This window comes from Chitinophaga pendula (assembly GCF_020386615.1).
Taxonomy (GTDB): Bacteria; Bacteroidota; Bacteroidia; order Chitinophagales; family Chitinophagaceae; genus Chitinophaga; species Chitinophaga pendula.
The window spans coordinates 3,482,726-3,499,181 of sequence record NZ_CP077769.1; the positions used below are offsets into that span (position 1 = coordinate 3,482,726).

At 44.6% G+C, this 16,456-nt stretch carries 17 protein-coding genes; 8 read left to right on the plus strand and 9 right to left on the minus strand.

What is annotated here, in order from left to right; translation table 11 throughout:
• The first annotated feature begins 118 nt into the window (after positions 1-118).
• Positions 119-307 (plus strand): bacteriocin-like protein, encoded by a 189-nt coding sequence (locus KTO58_RS29000; RefSeq protein WP_443092837.1) that lies wholly within the window; start codon positions 119-121, stop codon positions 305-307.
• A gap of 923 nt (positions 308-1,230) precedes the next feature.
• Here the strand turns inward: KTO58_RS29000 and KTO58_RS12180 are convergent.
• Positions 1,231-1,992, minus strand: a complete 762-nt coding sequence (locus KTO58_RS12180; protein WP_095839099.1) for a hypothetical protein — start codon at positions 1,990-1,992, stop codon at positions 1,231-1,233.
• A gap of 75 nt (positions 1,993-2,067) precedes the next feature.
• Positions 2,068-4,455 carry a TonB-dependent receptor gene (locus tag KTO58_RS12185; protein ID WP_225860220.1) on the minus strand — a complete coding sequence of 796 codons (2,388 nt, stop codon included), beginning with the start codon at positions 4,453-4,455 and terminating at the stop codon, positions 2,068-2,070.
• Between the two features lie 137 nt (positions 4,456-4,592).
• Here KTO58_RS12185 and KTO58_RS12190 point away from each other — a divergent pair, with 137 nt between their 5' ends.
• The 3 genes from KTO58_RS12190 (at position 4,593) to KTO58_RS12200 (ending at position 6,992) form a co-directional block, all read left to right on the plus strand.
• Entirely contained in the window at positions 4,593-5,618 is a 1,026-nt protein-coding gene (locus KTO58_RS12190) for a sensor histidine kinase (protein ID WP_095839097.1), read from the plus strand.
• Complete coding sequence (locus KTO58_RS12195) at positions 5,615-6,313, plus strand: LytR/AlgR family response regulator transcription factor (RefSeq protein WP_095839096.1); 699 nt, start codon at positions 5,615-5,617, stop codon at positions 6,311-6,313. The genes KTO58_RS12190 and KTO58_RS12195 overlap by 4 nt, the downstream gene beginning before the upstream one ends.
• A gap of 103 nt (positions 6,314-6,416) precedes the next feature.
• Positions 6,417-6,992: an SRPBCC family protein gene (locus KTO58_RS12200; protein ID WP_095839095.1), complete on the plus strand. Its 576-nt coding sequence runs from the start codon at positions 6,417-6,419 to the stop codon at positions 6,990-6,992.
• A gap of 4 nt (positions 6,993-6,996) precedes the next feature.
• Here the strand turns inward: KTO58_RS12200 and KTO58_RS12205 are convergent, their stop codons facing one another.
• The 5 genes from KTO58_RS12205 to KTO58_RS12225 all read right to left on the minus strand — a co-directional run bounded on the left by KTO58_RS12205 (position 6,997) and on the right by KTO58_RS12225 (position 10,437).
• On the minus strand, positions 6,997-7,398 hold the full coding sequence (locus KTO58_RS12205) for a GNAT family N-acetyltransferase (RefSeq protein WP_095839094.1): 402 nt from the start codon (positions 7,396-7,398) through the stop codon (positions 6,997-6,999).
• 133 nt (positions 7,399-7,531) lie between these two features.
• On the minus strand, positions 7,532-8,344 hold the full coding sequence (locus tag KTO58_RS12210; RefSeq protein WP_095839093.1) for a helix-turn-helix domain-containing protein: 813 nt from the start codon (positions 8,342-8,344) through the stop codon (positions 7,532-7,534).
• A gap of 43 nt (positions 8,345-8,387) precedes the next feature.
• Positions 8,388-9,359: an aldo/keto reductase gene (locus KTO58_RS12215; protein WP_095839092.1), complete on the minus strand. Its 972-nt coding sequence runs from the start codon at positions 9,357-9,359 to the stop codon at positions 8,388-8,390.
• A gap of 91 nt (positions 9,360-9,450) precedes the next feature.
• Complete coding sequence (locus KTO58_RS12220) at positions 9,451-9,906, minus strand: DinB family protein (RefSeq protein WP_198314928.1); 456 nt, start codon at positions 9,904-9,906, stop codon at positions 9,451-9,453.
• A 6-nt stretch (positions 9,907-9,912) separates the two neighbouring features.
• A complete protein-coding gene (locus KTO58_RS12225; protein ID WP_095839091.1) occupies positions 9,913-10,437 on the minus strand; it encodes a RidA family protein in 525 nt (174 codons plus the stop codon).
• A gap of 67 nt (positions 10,438-10,504) precedes the next feature.
• On the opposite strand from KTO58_RS12225, the gene KTO58_RS12230 reads away from it, so the two are divergent.
• Positions 10,505-10,885, plus strand: coding sequence for a Fur family transcriptional regulator (locus KTO58_RS12230; protein WP_095839090.1), 381 nt, complete (start codon positions 10,505-10,507; stop codon positions 10,883-10,885).
• 360 nt (positions 10,886-11,245) lie between these two features.
• On the plus strand, positions 11,246-11,434 hold the full coding sequence (locus KTO58_RS12235; RefSeq protein WP_157753007.1) for a hypothetical protein: 189 nt from the start codon (positions 11,246-11,248) through the stop codon (positions 11,432-11,434).
• 56 nt (positions 11,435-11,490) lie between these two features.
• On the opposite strand, the gene KTO58_RS12240 is transcribed toward KTO58_RS12235, so the two are convergent.
• On the minus strand, positions 11,491-12,207 hold the full coding sequence (locus KTO58_RS12240; protein WP_095839089.1) for a LytR/AlgR family response regulator transcription factor: 717 nt from the start codon (positions 12,205-12,207) through the stop codon (positions 11,491-11,493).
• Complete coding sequence (locus KTO58_RS12245; RefSeq protein WP_095839088.1) at positions 12,204-13,280, minus strand: sensor histidine kinase; 1,077 nt, start codon at positions 13,278-13,280, stop codon at positions 12,204-12,206. The genes KTO58_RS12240 and KTO58_RS12245 overlap by 4 nt, the downstream gene beginning before the upstream one ends.
• A 199-nt stretch (positions 13,281-13,479) precedes the next feature.
• Between KTO58_RS12245 and KTO58_RS12250 the strand changes: the two genes are divergently transcribed.
• Together KTO58_RS12250 and KTO58_RS12255 are read left to right on the plus strand one after the other, a co-directional pair.
• The gene (locus KTO58_RS12250) at positions 13,480-15,819 is read left to right on the plus strand and encodes a TonB-dependent receptor (protein WP_198314927.1); all 2,340 of its coding nucleotides are present in this window, start codon (positions 13,480-13,482) and stop codon (positions 15,817-15,819) included.
• Between the two features lie 120 nt (positions 15,820-15,939).
• Positions 15,940-16,422 carry a GNAT family N-acetyltransferase gene (locus tag KTO58_RS12255; RefSeq protein ID WP_225860221.1) on the plus strand — a complete coding sequence of 161 codons (483 nt, stop codon included), beginning with the start codon at positions 15,940-15,942 and terminating at the stop codon, positions 16,420-16,422.
• Positions 16,423-16,456: the final 34 nt, after the last annotated feature.

The following is a 16,456-nucleotide window of genomic DNA, read 5'->3' on the forward strand; positions in this document are numbered from 1 at the left end:
CTCTGAGGCATTTCCGCATCACTGATGTTTAACTTCAATTTAAGCGCATTTCTGCTAATTCTTACTTAGACTTTATTTGCGAACACTTATTATCAATCAACCTAAAATTCATTACGCTATGAAAAGTTTCAATTTATTTGATGTGAAAAAATTAAGCCGGTCAGAAATGAAGAATGTTCACGGTGGTAACAGTCACTCGTCTTTTTGTGAAGTGAGTTGCAATGGCAGGTGCTTTATGGAAGGCGGCGGCATCGGCATCTGTATTTATCGAAATGATAACTGGTGTGAGTGTGGAATAGAGGGGTAGTATTCAGGTTTTTTTTGGAGAAAGAAGAGCCTCTTGGCTCTTCTTTCCTATTTATTCTTTTATTGCTTTGGCTTCTATTTAGACCTTATTTGTGATGGCTTCGAAATATACAGGACCGCCTAAAACATCCACATCTTCAACAAACCTCATAGGATTTATCTTCGAAAATGATCTCATTTTCGCTTTCTACCCTTCTATGATAATCTTTACTTAATCGTTGTTTAAAGGATATCCTACCATGAGTAGCCCTTACACTCATCACGTCATCGCCTTCCACCGGTAATATCGGTTTAGCTGTCTTACAATTAACAAATGGTGACTTATGAAGTTTTTCATTTATATCTTTATTCATCCAGCGCATAAGGTGGAAATATGCGATATAGCCAATTTGCTCATTTTTGGTTCCAGGCAGTTTTAAAATTTGCCACCTTTGTGATGTTCAACATTTCCCGGAAGCGTTTGATGTTCCGACCTTCATGTATACGGCTATTATAGTAGTAGTACTTATATAGAGATCATCCGTATTTACCGCCTGCTCCTAAAGCTGATAGCCGTCGTCCACCTGATAAATGTAAGAGCACTCAGAGAAGGTTTCCCCCCTGTAATGCCGCCAGGAGAAACGGTTGAGGGCCAAGCCGCGGATATAGGTAAGCTATAGGTAGCTTATACAAGGACTACGAGATAGGTGCTGGGGAGGTGGACTTGATTGATGAAGACCTGATCAACGACGTTAGCGTCCGAAACAGTCAATGGAGAGACTGATTTTTGAATTCTTCAGAGGAGTGGAATACTCTTTTTATAAAAAGTGAGGTGGGAAAGGGCGTACAAGACAGGTATTTGAGGGGTATGCGCATATGGATACCGTAAGCGAGCGGCTTTCAATCATTTTACTAAGGGAAGAGCGAGCTGGGAGTATAGCGGGTTCATTCTTTTAAGAGCGCATAGGAAACTACGGTATGCCGCTGGGTGGGTAAGGGCGTGTAAGGTAATAGACAAGCCAGCGGGGAGCGGTGTTTCTTTTTAAAGGATTTGCGCTTGGGGGTTGTGGGCTTTGTGATGCTGATGATATCAGCAGCTATGTTGGCCTTTTCTCCTCCCGGGAGCCCTTTTCCTACCGCACGTACCTGTAGAGTGAGGATCAGCGTGCCCTTACCAGGCAAATCGGCTTGCAGGGATATCCCCATGAATGGCTGTTCCAGATCGATGGATTGAGTGGTGGTACTGGTACCGGTAATGCGCTGAGTGGCGAAGTCGATCCGTACGGCCATGAGCTTGACCTCCAGGCGAGTGGCTTTCTTTATGGCGGGTAAGACCTGCATCGGGATGCGGACCTCTCCGCCCGCAGCCGTAAATGGTAATACCTGGAAGAAACGATCCAGGCCGGTATGCTGGTTGAAGCGGAAGCAGGCGATGCCCTCCGGTTGGCTACTGGCCAATACCAGCGCCTTATTGAGGCGGTTGACCAGGCTACCTTCGAAACGGATATTCAACAGTGGAGCATAGGCCTGACGGATCAGCCGGCCGCTGCGGCTGGCCACACCAAAACGACGAGCGGCAGCCTTGGTAGCCGTAGTCTGCCTGACAGCGGCGGGTCTGCTGCGGAAATAGTACACGCCGTGACGGCGGTAACCGATGACATCATTCAGCCGGCCAGTGAAGGTGAGTTTACTCGTTTGGGTAGCCATGGGGTGGGGTATTTCACTAAAGTTAACCTAAAAAGGGACACCAAACATGACTGGCACCCCTTTATCACAGCTAGATTAATTGACCCTGGTCCTCTCCTCTTCATTTCCTGCTGTCCTTTGTCTGGCGTTACTATTATTGCCCAGTTTATAGCTTACCGAGATCCTGAAACCGCGCGTATCACCATAACTACGTACGCTGTTTTTAACCCCATTGGAATGATAAGCGATGGTGGGACGTTGTGCGTTCAGCAGGTCTTCGCCGGTAATTGTCAGCGTCAGCTTTTTATTTGCCAACAGGAACTTCACCGCGACGTCCAGCATGTGCATGTTAGAAATATGGAAAAGCTGGTACCGGCCAGGCAGCTGTACGGCATAGTTGACGCTGAAGAATAGCGACTTTGTTTTGTTTACAGTAAAGTCGTTATTACTATAGACGTAGGCGTTGTAGCCCCTGATGGATTGGATATAGCGGCTGCGGGACTTCACGCCCTGATAGTTTACATTAAAGCCGGTAAAACTATTCCACCAGGACAGGCTATTGAAGTTGTAATAAGTGGAGCATCCCAGCTGGTAGGTATTAGCATAGTTAACGGGGGTTTGCCGTGTGATGTTAGTGGTACTATCGATGATAGACAGCTCCTGGCCAAAATTGGTGACCCTGGAATAGTAAAGGTTACTGGCCCATTTTTGATCTTTGACATAGGACAGTTCTACATTATCTATATAAGAGGGCTTTAGAAAGGGATTGCCTTCTGAATAGAAATATGGGCTGGTACGGATGACGAAGGGATTGAGATAGTCAAAATCCGGCCTGCGAATACGGCGGCTGTAATTGAGGGAGAAAGTGTTGTTATCATCCGGCAGGTAGGTAATATAGGCAGTCGGGAACAAGCGGATATAGTTATTAACGTTAGTCTGGTCCAGGTTTTGGGAATAACCATTCGTTTGGGTAGCTTCCATGCGTATACCCAGTTGTGTTTCCCAATGGCTGTTTATCTTCTTACTGGCGGACAGGTATGCTGCCTGGTTGTATTCCTTGTAGTTAAAGACATTGGACTGGTCCTTGTTGAATACAGGGTTGCCGGACTTATGATCGTATACGGTAAGATCGTTGCCGGTATTGGTATAGGAAACCCTGCCACCAACGGTCAGGTTTGCCCATTTATATGGGAGGGTTACATCGGCTTTAGCGGAGTAGTTGTCAATCCTGTTCCTGTTGGTATTGGTAGCAGAAAAGAATGTACCCGGGATAACGGCCTTCTGTGTACCGGCTTCATTACCGGCAAAGAACCTATAATCCTGCTTGCGATAGCTGAAAAAGTCGACGTCTATAGCAATGCTTTTGCCGGTGGAGTCCAGGGTAAGCGTGTGGTACCAGTTGAGGGAGTTCATCTGCGGTTTGTTGGCAGCGTTGACGTCGGTCATGATATAGCCTTTGTCTGCCTGAGAGTTATTATCTATGCGGGTAGTCAGCGGATTATTGGCCGAGGTGCGGTCGGTGAAGCTGCCGAGGTATTTCACACCTGTCGTCCATTTACTGGTCAGCTTATAGTCGATACCCAGGCTGGCACTCAGCACGTCGCTTTTTGATCTGTTAGTGATTGCTTGTCTCCAACGTTCCTGCGGATAAAATATCTGTTCGACGGAGGTGGTGCGTAACTGTTGTTGTCCTTTACTCAGGGATGCCTGTAGTGAGAGTGCCCCGTAGTTGAAGCCGAACTGCGCTTGTCCGTTAAACCCGCTGTAGGTCTTTTGGGTGTATGTGCCCCCGATATTGGCATTCCAGGCGTTGGGCCTGGCCTTCTTGAGATTGATATTGATCAACCCGTTGTTGCCTTCTGCTTGGTATTGTGACGGAGGGGTCGCTATGACTTCTATGCTTTTGATGTTATCTGCCGGGATGGACTTCAGGAAGGTAGTGAGGTCGTCCTGGGACATCCTTTGCAACCGGCCGTCTACCATCACCAGCACTTCCCCTTTGCCTACGATGGAGACATTATCATTCTGTACCCTTACTCCGGGGGTCGCTTTGAGAGCGTCCATAGCGGTGCCACCGGTCGGCACGATCGCGTTTTCTACGTTAAAGACGAGGCGGTCAACCTTCTGCTCTACCAGCCTTTTGCCGGCAGTGACGGTGATCCCTTGCAGGTCGGTAGCTTCCTGTATCTCTATAGTGCCGAGGTCCAGGTCTGCGGACAACACGATTTCTTTGTAGACTACCTCTTTTCCGAAGTGGGAAACACGCATCCGGTAGTTACCGGCGGGGGCTTTTAACAAGAAATGTCCCAGGCTGTCTGATACGGTCTGCTGCAACGGGCCTGTTTCGCCTTTGAATAGTCCGATATATAAAAATTCTACGGGTGTGTTACGTTGGTTCCTCACCGTTCCTTTGATGGAAAACTGCTGGGCGGACAGGCCGATATGGGATAGGAGTGTAGCCAGTAAAAGTAAAAGGTGCTTCATGCGTTGTCAATTAAATGTTGCACAAAACAATATGGAATAGGCGCGTTTAACTACTTTTATCGACAAACCCCTGCCGTTTTTCTACGAACCCGGATTCATATCTTCTTAAAAATGATAGTTTTGTAAAAAACGATCTGATGCTATACCAGGGGACTTTATCGAGGAAGAAGGAACTGATCATACATCTGCTATTCTGGCTGCTGGCAGCGTACTTTACCTTTGTGAAGAATCCCTTCCATGCGCAGTTGTTTGTACCGGATCTGTTTTATACGACCTATGTCGTTGTGTTCATGGGTACCTTTTATTTCCATTATCTACTGGTGATGAAACAGGTGTTCCGGAGGTTCGCGTGGAGTAGATTGCTGGCGGGCCTATTCATCTCTTACCTGTTCTTTACCGGTTTGCGCTGGCTGACGGAGCAGGTAATTACGGACTGGTTGTTTAACAGGGTGAACTACACGGAGACGACGTTTCTGAACTATATGCTCGACAACATGCATTATAGCAGTATGCCTATCCTGTTTAGTTCTTTTCTCTGGTTTGGCATCTATTCGGTGCGGCTCCTGGAATACAATAAGGCTATCCTGGAGGAAAATAAAAATACAGAGATCAAGTTCCTGAAGGCACAGATCAATCCTCATTTCATTTTCAATACTCTCAATAACATCTATGCGATGATCTATTTTCAATCGGATAAATCATTGCTGGCGGTTGAAAAGCTCAGCCAGATCATGCGGTTCAGCACGTATGAGTCCCAAAAGGAGCGGATAAAATTGCAGGATGAGGTCAACTATATTAAAGCTTATATAGAGCTGGAGCAGCTGCGGCATCCTGAAGGGGGTACGGTCAACTTCACTTCAGGCGTTGAAAACGACTATATGGAAGTGCCTCCCTATATACTGTCTCCACTGGTAGAAAATGCGCTGAAACATGGGATATTATCAGCTGAAGCTTCTATTAATATGTGGCTCGACACAGACGGGGAGCAATTGCGCTTTCGTGTTGACAATGAAATGGGTGTACAGAAAAAGGATAAGTTGGGCGGAATTGGCCTGGACAATCTAAAAAAGCGGCTTGAGATCTATTATCCTGGCTGTCACCAACTACAATTAAAGACGGAGCATAACCGGTTTATCGCTGAGCTGTCAATCAAAATAGCATGAGGAAAAGAATTAACTGTATCATACTGGACGACGAGCCATTTGCTGTAAGACTGCTGGCAGACTATGCCTCCAAAGTGCCGCAGCTGCACCTGCTATATGCAGACACTGATGTATATAAAGCAATGGAGGTATTAAAAAGTGAGGAAGTAGACCTGGTATTCCTGGATATACAGATGCCGCAGCTGACGGGTATCGAGCTGATGCAGCTTTTTAATCAAAAACACAATTTCATTATTACCTCGGCCTACCCGGAGTATGCGTTAGAAGCCTACCAGTTTCATGTGGTGGACTATCTGCTGAAACCGATCACCTTTAACCGCTTTTACCAGAGTATCGAGAAATATACCCGCTGGCAGCAGTCCTTTCACAGTGAGGAGACCGATGACACCCTGTTTGTCAAAGCGGACCGGAAACATTACAAGATCGCGCCTGATTCCATTCTGTATATAGAGGGACTGAAAGATTACATACGTATCCATACCAACAGCGAAAAGATCATGGTATTGGAGAATATGAAGGACATCCTGGAGAAACTACCGCAGCGGCAGTTTGTGCGGATACATCGCTCTTACATTATCCCCCTTAGTAAGATCAAGGTGATCGAAGGCAACCAGATACAGCTGACCGACGGCACCTTACTGCCTATCGGGGAGACTTACCGTAAGCTGGTGAGTGAGTGGGTAGAGCGGAAGTAGCGCCGGATACACCGGAGAGGTCCGTTATTTCGGATTCTTACAATTTTGAGCCGGTTGGTGGCTTTAGTTTTGCTTTATCAAATCAATCAAAAAACAAGCAACCATGAAACGTCTTATCAAAATAGTAATAGTAGTTATCGCAGTGCTGGCATTGACCGTAGCTGTATTGCAGATGACCAGCTCGTATAAAGTAACCAAAACCATCCATACGGATGCGCCGGTCGTGACGAGGGAAGAGATCGTTATCAATGCACCGGTAGAGGTAGTGTGGGCGGTATTTGCCGATGTAGACAGCTGGCCGCAGTGGCAAAAGGAGATCCCGAGCAGCAAGCTGAGTGGTCCTTTCAAAGAGGGTTCTTCTTTCGACTGGAAAACCCATGGGCTGACCATTACTTCTACCTTCCATACGATAGATACCAATAAGACGATCGGGTGGTCTGGTCCTTCTTTTGGGGCCTTTGCGATCCATAATTGGCATTTCATCCGGCAGGGGAATCGTACCGTAGTAAAAGTAGAGGAGAGCATGGAGGGCTGGCTGGTAGCCTTGATGCAAAACAAGTTCCAGTCCGTGAACAAAGCTTCGCTCCTCTACTGGCTGGATACCTTAAAGGCTACCTCCGAAAAGCGAAATAAAGCGGTGGCCAGCCTGGTAGAGTCCATCGTGGAAGGGCTGCCATGAGTTTTTATTTCAGGAAGAACATGCCTTTTGATTCAGGCAGCGTGTCAGAGAAGCCAAATTTCTCATATAAGTGGTACGCTTCGCCATCTGCAATTAAACTTATATAGCAAGAATCGGGAAGATCTGATTGAATGTACTTCATCAGGTCTTCCATTATTAAGCGACCCAGCCCCCTACCCTGCCATTCCGGATGCACACATATATCTACTACCTGGCAGAAACAACCACCGTCTCCGATGATCCTGCCCATTCCAATATACTGGTCCTCTTCTTTTAGCAATACTGAATGCAAAGTGTGTTTTAGTCCTATCTCGGTGGCTTTGTCGCTTTTCGGCGACAGTCCGGTGATTCGTCTTAGTTCCTGGTAGACTTTAGCGGGTATTTGTTCGTTGGATATAGTGACCATAAGATATGCCGTTAAGTATTAATGAAGATAAAGATACGGCAATGGCTGTTACCGGCGGTGTATTCCGGAGAATGAGAAATAGCTATAGCAGGGAGAATGCAGGATTGGATAGGAGCGCTAAAGTATCTATATACTATACGGCCCAGTCTGTGGGTGCTTTACCAAATTTCTTTTTAAAAGCATGTGAGAAATGGGATAGGCTTTCGAAGCCAAGGTCCAGGTAGATCCCGGATGGTTTTTTGTTCTTTTTCTCGATGAGATGCCGGGCTTCTGCCAGTCTCGTCTCTAACAGCCATTGTCTGGGCGCCATGCCAAATATCTTCTGGAAGTCCCGTTTGAATGCTGCAAGGCTTCGTCCTGTGAGGCGTGCGAACTTTTCGACGGGAATGTTGTAATGGAAATTTCTGCGCATGAACTTTTCCAAGTCTATCTTATACGGTTCAGAGAAGTCGAATAAGAATGCTTTGAGTTCGGGCATGGTATTCAGTAGCAGGTATACTGCCTCCTTTACTTTCAACATACCTACGGCGCTTGTTACCTGATCTTCGGGGTGATGGACATATGGCAGCAAGGATTGAAAGAATGCATGTAAGAAGTCGTTTCCGGGGATGAGGATGCTGGGAGGGCCGGCATATTTCTGGTTGGTCTCAATTTGTTCTTCCAGCGCGATCCTTCTGAGCAAGTCTTCCTGCAAGCTGATGATAATGGTTTGATACGGTTCATCACCTACCGGCGACTTGGTGATCTCGCCCAGGCGGTTCTTTTGTACCAGCAACATCTGTCCTTTTACCATTGAAATAGTCTGGTCGGCCGTCTCCAGTGTAAAACGGCCGGACACTTGCATTATCAAAGTGTTATGTTGCAGGAATGCTACTTTTTCCTTCCTTACTGTTGAGAGATAAGCGAAAAAGAGCAATCCCGGGATTACTTCCTTTGGATTTATCATTATATAAAGATACGAAACCGGTGAGGCATGTGAATAGCCTTACTTATCTCTGCAAGTAGGTACTGCCGAGTATTGCACCAGGTGAAAAATGTGTATTCAGCAAGTTCATTTCGTCGGGTGTGAATTTGATTCCCATTGCCTCCATATTTTCCGGGAGGCGAGATCTCTTGCTCATACTTACCAACGGCATAATATGATCGCCCTGCGCGTTCACCCAGGCGATTGCCAATTGAGCTGGCGTATACCCTTTGTCTTTTGCCATTTGCTTTAACAACTCGACCTTTTCCAGGTTCTTTACGAGATTATCGCCCTGAAAACGGGAGAAAAGCAGGTGCATGCTATTGGCAGGGAGCGGCGCTTTCATTTCGCCGGTGAGCAAACCTTCTGCTGTATTGGCAAACGCCACGACACCAATACCCAATTCTTTGGCTGTAGCCAGTACTCCATTTTCCAACTGACGATCTGCTAATGAGTATCCCAACTCCAGTGCTGCTACGGGATGAATAGCATTTGCCTGACGTAGCTGGTCGCCTGTTACTTCAGAAACACCCAGATAGCGCACCTTACCCTCTTTGATCATGTCGGATACAGTACCGATCACATCTTCCAGCGGCACGCTGTTGTCGAGTCTGCTCGGTTGATAGAGGTCAATAGTATCTACGCCTAACCGTGTGAGGGAAAAGTTGATAAAGTTCTTAATAGCCATAGGCCGCAAGTCCATTCCTATCCACTGATGATTGTAGAAGACCGCACCGAACTTCACGCTGATAAAGGCATCGTCTCTCCTACCTTTGATCGCTTTGCCCACAAGCAGTTCATTGTGTCCTGCTCCGTAGAAGTCGCCTGTATTTAAAAAGTTAATGCCATTGTCCAATGCTTCGTTAATAGTGGCGATACTTTCGTTCTCATCTTTTACCGGGCTGCCCCATACGGAAGACATGCGCATACAACCTAAACCGAGCTTAGAGACAAGTGGACCATTATTACCCAAGGGTATCTTTGTTATTGTTGCCATTACTGTTACTTTGTTGATTAATAATACAAAGATCAGCTATAGGCTCCCTCCGGGACTTTCTCCAATGGCTCATTTTACTTGTCCTGGCGGCTCACGCCTTTTTCCTTTCATAGAAGATATAATCTGTTACTAAAGGGGGGATACCGCTTTGCCTGAATTCAGTAGCAATCTGTGCTCTATGATAGGTAGAATGGTTAATGACGTGGAATAATATTTCGCCGACATTCTTACCAGCAGGCTTTCCTTTGATCTTCAGGTGATCAAGTGTAGCCTGCAGGTCAATGTTATCTATTACTGATAAGGTTTGTTCAAAGTTTGCCTGATCGATATAGCGGAAATCCTGTACGTTATACATTTCCCAAATTCCTACAGCGGGAGTTATAGCTTCGATCCTGCTGTTCCATATGTGATGGGCGTTCAGGATATGACTAAAGAGGCTTAACGTCTTCTCCGATATCTTCTCTCCATTTGTATAGATGGCATCTGCCAATTGCTGGTTCGAATAGTGATTGTATTCGAATAGCTGTTTAAAGAAGTGCTTCATCATTTGGTGTTATTCATTTGGGATCAGTGCTTCTATTTCTATCTCGATCATCGTCTCCGGCATTCCGAGTTCTTTTACGCCGATCCAGCTGCCGGTTGGGAAATGACGGGTATAGATCTGCTGCCGGTATGAGGCATTCTTCTGTAATTCGGCCATGCTTGTCGTATATATATTTTCGAGGATTACGTCATCGAAACCGGCACCATAGTGTTTCAGTACCTTTTCGAGACTGGCGTAGCAATTTTTCATCTGTTGCTGATAGTCATTCTTTGCCATTGGACTGCCGTTGTCATCTATACTTATGACTCCTCCCACTTTGACGATATTGCCGACTTTGACGGCCTGTGTGTAACCATACTTTTTTTCCAGTTCGGCTCGCAGCAGGAAATATTCCGGTTTTTCTGATTTAGCGCCTTTTGTGCTGGCGCCTTCTGTTTTGGAGGGTTGTTGTTCACAGCTGGATATCGTGAAGGGGATTAAAGCGATCATTGCTATTACCAGGAATTTACCGGGTATGTGAAGAGGTTGGTGCATATGTTTGGTATTTTTTGCAATGATAGTAAAAACTATTATTATTGCAACTAAGTCGCAATAATAAAAAATGAAAAGAAGAAGTACTGCATCGCAAACTGAAATTTTAGAATTGTTAAAAACGGCTGGGGGCGCTTTGAGTCATGAGATGATACAAGCTGAGCTGGATGCGTCGGTTGACAGGGCTACTATTTACCGGGTGTTGAATAGGTTTTGTGAGGACGGTCTGGTGCATAAAGTAGTGGATGATGAGGGGAAGCAATATTTTGCTTATTGTGCCGGTTGTGATAAGCCTAACAATAGGCATCAACATAATCATTTTCACTTTAAGTGTTTGAAATGTGGGGCGGTGGAGTGTCTTCAGAATAAGGTGCGGGTACCGTTGCCGGAGGGGTATGTGATAAAGGATTTCAACGGGTTAATTTCGGGTTATTGTAGCAAGTGTTCTTAAGAATGTCCAAATAAACCCAACGGGTATATGTTATGGTCGTCATCTTTGAATAAAAAACATTATCATCGAACTATTTTTTAACAATTTGCACATTGCTATAAGTTTTTTTCAATAGTATCCAATAAAGAAATGCAAATTGCGTTTAGAAAAGCGAAAACCCCCTGTAATAATTTATCGACTAGTTAAGCAGCTCACCAAATTCAGCGGGTCTTTATTGTGTATTGCAAACATGCATATGCGAGGGTCTGATTTGCCAACCACTGTCCATATTAATTATCTCGTTATTGCGCAATAGCAAAGGAAGCGCCGAAAACCTTCATAAAAAAGTAGGCATTACCCGTTAACCATTAATTACTCTTTATGAAAAAGTATGCATTTTTAAAAGGCACCGAAACACTTTCCCGTGAATCATTAAAACGTGTCTCTGGTGGTACTAAAGTATTTGCCGCCGCTTCTTGTATAGACATTCCATTCTGCTTTGGCGATGCGGCTTGTGGCGATGGTTGTTATTGTGTGCGCAAGGCTAACAGATGCTGGCCTAAAGGATAATCTCTTACGGCTGTTGGCAGGTGCCAACAGCCGTACTTTTATGGTGCGTGAAGGGATTACAAGCCTTCTTTCAGTATTTTAAAAACGAATTCCCGATAACTATTGCCTACAGGCAGTTCCTTTCCTGCTATCTCGACATCTTGTAATGTGAAAGCAGTTACCCTATCAAGGTTGACAATAAACGATCTGTGGATACGCAGGAATCTTTTATTCCTGACTTCTTCTTCCATATCGCTGATCTTATATTTAGCCATGAAAGTGGAACCATCGGTGCGGTGTATTACCATATAATCTTTTACGCTTTCCATATAACATATATCGCTGGCAGGGATCTTATTGTACTTATTGCCGGTCTTTATAAAGATGTATTCTTCCGTTGGGATAGCCGGGGGTAGGATGATCTGTGTCTTCGTGAGTGAGAACCGCGAATAGTAGCGCTCTACTGCCTTGAAGAAACGTTCGAAGGTAATGGGCTTCAGCAGATAATCTACTATATCGAGTTCATATCCTTCCAATGCATACTCGCGATAGGCGGTCGTAAAGATGACTGCCGGCGGTTGTCTTAGTGTCTTGAGGAATTCGATACCCGTGATCTGCGGCATCTTTATATCCAGAAAAAGTAAGTCTACCTGTTTAGTTCGCAGTTCCTGTGCTGCCTGCAGCGCATTGGCACATGTACCTACTACTTCCAGTGTAGGTAGCTGGCTGATATGATTCTGTAGCAAAGCTATTGCCAGTGGTTCGTCGTCTGTAATAAGGCATTTAATTTTCACTCCGGCTGGTTTAAACGTAGTTCCAGTTTTGCGGTAAAGACATGTTGTATGATAGTTGTTTCAAAAGTATGCGTTTCCGGATAAAGTAAGGCTAGTTGTTTACGGATATTTTCGAGCCCGATCCCCCATTGCTGGTCGCCTTTAGCTTTGAAGGTATTACTGATCCCGAAGGAGAGCAGTTCCTGTTTCTGGTTTAACCTGATCACGATCTCCGGGCAGCCTGCATCTTCTCCGGCTCCATGTTTGAAGGCATTTTCGACGAGTGATAGCAATATCAAAGGAGCGATTTCAATATCTCTTTCTATCTGATGTTGGAATGATATCTTCAGGCGTTCATCATATCGAAGTCGTTCCAGTTCAATATAGTTTTGCAGCAAAGTGATCTCCTGTGAAACAGGTACAAACATTTTGTCGGACCGGTATAACAATGTATCCAGTATTTCCGATAGGCGTGCTATTGCTGACGAAGTTCTGGGAGACTGCAGGACAGATAGAGAATAGATGTTATTCAGCGTATTAAAAAGGAAATGGGGGTTCAGTTGGGCTTTTAGCGCTGTCAGCTCAATATCTGCTTTTTGTTTTTCCAGGATCATTGCTCTTTTATTCACGACATACTGATCTTTCAGGAGCTTCATAAAAATAAAAACGAATGCGAATGAGAAAGCATGAATGAAATAGTTCCAAAACAGGTATTCCAGGTCCGTAAATATCTCCAGTGGAGATTCCTGTTCGAAGGGTCTTGGGCGGATCATAGGCTCCATAAAGTAGATAACACTCACCCTGGATAGTGCCATGATGAAATACAGCGCAATAATTGATATGATTAAAGTACGAATATAGTGTCTGCCCGCCAGCAATCGCGGGAGTACGAAATAAGCCAGAAAATAGGAGGTAATGGCGGCGAATCCAACGAAAAACAAGCTATTGATAAGTTCCTGGCTGAACGTATATCTTTGAATGATATTACTTTTATAACGTGCCATGGTCAGCACGTAAGTACCCAGCCAGTAGGTAAAGTGGGCAAGAAACCGGTATTTGCCGGTGAATTGTATGAATTTCTCAATCAAAGGCATGATGATAAAAGTACCAAACTTTAGGTCATATTAAATATGCCGTCGACGAATTTGCCCGTTCCGCATATGAAAATAGGTTTTGCGCAGCCGGATCCGGTATTTACAAATAATCCGTTATCTGTCACTATCAAATGGGTGTTGGTCGATCTGCTTTAAATTGACTGCCGGAATGTTTCACTTTTGGGTAAATGCCCATGAAATGAAGCAAATACTTCTAATTCTATCTTGTCTTGCGACAGTAATACCCGTATTTAGCCAACGATATACTTTGAAGGGACATGTCATATCTACCTCTACTAAGGAGCCTGTTATTGGAGCAACCATATTATTGCGGTTACAAACAGATTCATTAAAACAATATCCTACCATCACCGGCCACAACGGCGAGTTCCATATGGAGGCAGCAGGCGGGGCGTACACCTTGCTGGTTCGGGCCTTTAATTTCCTTGGCTATTCGGTAGCAATAGTCTTAGAGAGAAACACCGACCTTGGTTTAATCAGCCTGGTTGATCATGTACAGCAGCTATCTGCCATACAGGTACAAGGTGAAAAATCGACATTGGAATTAAAAACTGACAAAAAGGTATTCAACGTGGGAAAAGATATCCTATCGAAGGGAGGCAGTGCGAATGACATCCTAAATAATGTGCCGTCGGTCAATGTAGACATACAGGGTAATGTATCGCTACGGGATAATCAGAATGTTCGGATACTGATAAACGGGAAACCGTCCATGCAAACGCAGAACAATGGTCTATCACAAATCCCGGCGGCGAACATTGAAAAGATCGAAGTGATCAGCAACCCCTCGTCTGCCTATGAGGCGCAGGGTAGTGCAGGTATCATCAATATAATACTGAAGAAAAATGCCTCCCTTGGATTTAATGCATCGTTACAGGCAGGACTTGCCAGTCCGAAGAACAATAGTATTAATCTCAATGCCAGTTACAAAACGCAAAGATTTAATGTATTCACTAATATTGGATACCGGGACCAGTCTTTATTGTTCATAGACGATATAATACGTATCAATAAGGCGCCCTATAACCAGCTTCGGCAAGCCAACCGTTCCCAGTTACACTTCGACAATCTAAACCTTTACCTGGGAACAGATATTTACCTCAATGAAAGCAATACCTTGACGGCGAGTTATTACCGCACCAAAGTAGGTAATAACGACGCTAATAGCTTCTTCTACAACTATTTCAATGAACACGGTGCACTGGATAGCAGTATCAGTCGTTTCGAGCAATACCGTGAACCACAGCTATTCAACGAGCTGGAAGTAAATTATACCAAAACCTTTCGGCAGCCGGGAAAAAAGTGGACCACCTATGTACAATATGATTTCTGGAATGATGATGAAAATCAAAATATCCGGCAGTTCAATGACCAGTCCAGTACCAAGCAGACAAATATTACCACGCGTGATATCGAGAGCAGTAAAGACATTTACTTACAAAGTGATTATAAATTACCGTTAAAATCAGGACAGCTGGAGATGGGTATCCGTAGCCAGTGGCGAGCCATCCGGAGCGAATATTCTGCCGATCAGGATGGGAAGTTATTGAACGGTAATAACAATAAACTCTTTTATGATGAGAATATCTATGCCGCCTACGCTCAATATAATAAGAAGTGGAAACGCCTGGATGCTCAATTGGGATTACGTAGCGAGCTGTCCAGTATCCATATCAGGGATCGCGAACAAACCATCAATAAAAGCAAACAATATACAGACCTTTTCCCTACCCTTCATTTGCAGTATGGCTTTCAAAATGAATGGACGCTACAGGCAAGTTATAGCCGCAGGATCAACCGTCCTAAATTCTGGCAGCTGAACACCTTTGCCGGCTTATCTGATCAGCGTTTCTTACAGCGAGGTAATCCAGATATAGATCCTATGTATACGAATGCTATGGAATTATCATTATTGAAGAAAACGGGAAAATTGAGTATAAATCCGGGTATCTACTATCAGTATACGACTAATTACTTTGGTGCAGTGATCGCCGTACAGGGCGATGGCAATTTAGTGCGAACGTGGGCCAACATGGGTACGGAAAATCGTTATGGTTTCGACATGACTACTACCTATAACCCGTATACCTGGTGGCGGCTCTCCTGGGATATAAACTACTACTCTTTCTCGCAGCGGGGCGAGTATGCAGGTAAAACATATAGTGCCGACAATACGACCTGGTTTACGACCGCCCGCTCCAGCATGCGATTTCCTAAGATTGTGAATATAGACGGTAGTTTCACCTACCGTGGTAAGCGACAGGAAGTACAGGTAACCGTATCCGATCAATATCGTGCCAATATAGGATTCTCCAAAGACCTGTTCAAGGACCAATTAACGCTTTCCTTTAGTGTGAACAATATTTTCGACTCCAATATTTACGTAGAGGAAATGGACATTCCTACTTACTCTCTTTACAGCCGTTCGCAGCAAAAGGGAGTGGTTTATAATGCTAACGTAGTATACCGGCTGAACCGAAGGAAGAGCCAGTCGGATCGTTTGCCGGCGGAGAAGTAGTTGCTGCATGTAACACATGCATTGTGCCAATATTTGGGATATAATGAAAGAATAGCGAGCGTTTCCCGTCTAAAATGTGTATATTTTGCATTACAGCACATATTCTTAAATAATGTAATCATGATACACCACGGACAAGTAACACTCAGAAGAACAGTAATACCCGATTTAGAATTCCTGTTTGAATTCCAACTTGACAAAGAAGCTAATCATTTAGCGGCATTTACGCCCAAGGACCCTACGAACAAAGCAGCCTACCTGGAAAAATTTGCCAAACATCTTGAGGATCCGACAATAAATATGCAGACAATTCTCGTTGACGGAATTATCGTAGGGAGTATTGCAAAATTTGAAATGAGAGGAGATACTGAAATCACCTACTGGATCGACAAAAAATTTTGGGGACAAGGGATTACAACAACAGCACTTGATAACTTCCTTACACTGGAAAGCACAAGGCCTATTTTTGGACGGGTAGCGTTTGACAATTTTGGCTCCCAAAGAGTTTTGGAAAAGTGTGGTTTTGTAAAAACGGGTACGGATAAAGGCTTTGCAAATGCGCGACAAACAGAGGTAGAAGAATTTATTTATAAGCTGTTATAATATTTGATCGGAGGTCTAATTTTTCAGCTGTACT

Bases quoted from the DNA above. Each gene is read 5' to 3' on its own strand.
- KTO58_RS12195 (WP_095839096.1), top strand. From the start codon at position 5,615: ATGAGGAAAAGAATTAACTGTATCATACTGGACGACGAGCCATTTGCT.
- KTO58_RS12185 (WP_225860220.1), bottom strand. From the start codon at position 4,455: ATGAAGCACCTTTTACTTTTACTGGCTACACTCCTATCCCATATCGGC.
- KTO58_RS12190 (WP_095839097.1), top strand. From the start codon at position 4,593: ATGCTATACCAGGGGACTTTATCGAGGAAGAAGGAACTGATCATACAT.
- KTO58_RS12225 (WP_095839091.1), bottom strand. From the start codon at position 10,437: ATGCACCAACCTCTTCACATACCCGGTAAATTCCTGGTAATAGCAATG.
- KTO58_RS12245 (WP_095839088.1), bottom strand. From the start codon at position 13,280: ATGCCTTTGATTGAGAAATTCATACAATTCACCGGCAAATACCGGTTT.
- KTO58_RS12180 (WP_095839099.1), bottom strand. From the start codon at position 1,992: ATGGCTACCCAAACGAGTAAACTCACCTTCACTGGCCGGCTGAATGAT.
- KTO58_RS12220 (WP_198314928.1), bottom strand. From the start codon at position 9,906: ATGATGAAGCACTTCTTTAAACAGCTATTCGAATACAATCACTATTCG.
- KTO58_RS12210 (WP_095839093.1), bottom strand. From the start codon at position 8,344: ATGATAAATCCAAAGGAAGTAATCCCGGGATTGCTCTTTTTCGCTTAT.
- KTO58_RS12250 (WP_198314927.1), top strand. From the start codon at position 13,480: ATGAAGCAAATACTTCTAATTCTATCTTGTCTTGCGACAGTAATACCC.
- KTO58_RS12205 (WP_095839094.1), bottom strand. From the start codon at position 7,398: ATGGTCACTATATCCAACGAACAAATACCCGCTAAAGTCTACCAGGAA.
- KTO58_RS12235 (WP_157753007.1), top strand. From the start codon at position 11,246: ATGAAAAAGTATGCATTTTTAAAAGGCACCGAAACACTTTCCCGTGAA.
- KTO58_RS12230 (WP_095839090.1), top strand. From the start codon at position 10,505: ATGAAAAGAAGAAGTACTGCATCGCAAACTGAAATTTTAGAATTGTTA.
- KTO58_RS29000 (WP_443092837.1), top strand. From the start codon at position 119: ATGAAAAGTTTCAATTTATTTGATGTGAAAAAATTAAGCCGGTCAGAA.
- KTO58_RS12215 (WP_095839092.1), bottom strand. From the start codon at position 9,359: ATGGCAACAATAACAAAGATACCCTTGGGTAATAATGGTCCACTTGTC.
- KTO58_RS12200 (WP_095839095.1), top strand. From the start codon at position 6,417: ATGAAACGTCTTATCAAAATAGTAATAGTAGTTATCGCAGTGCTGGCA.
- KTO58_RS12255 (WP_225860221.1), top strand. From the start codon at position 15,940: ATGATACACCACGGACAAGTAACACTCAGAAGAACAGTAATACCCGAT.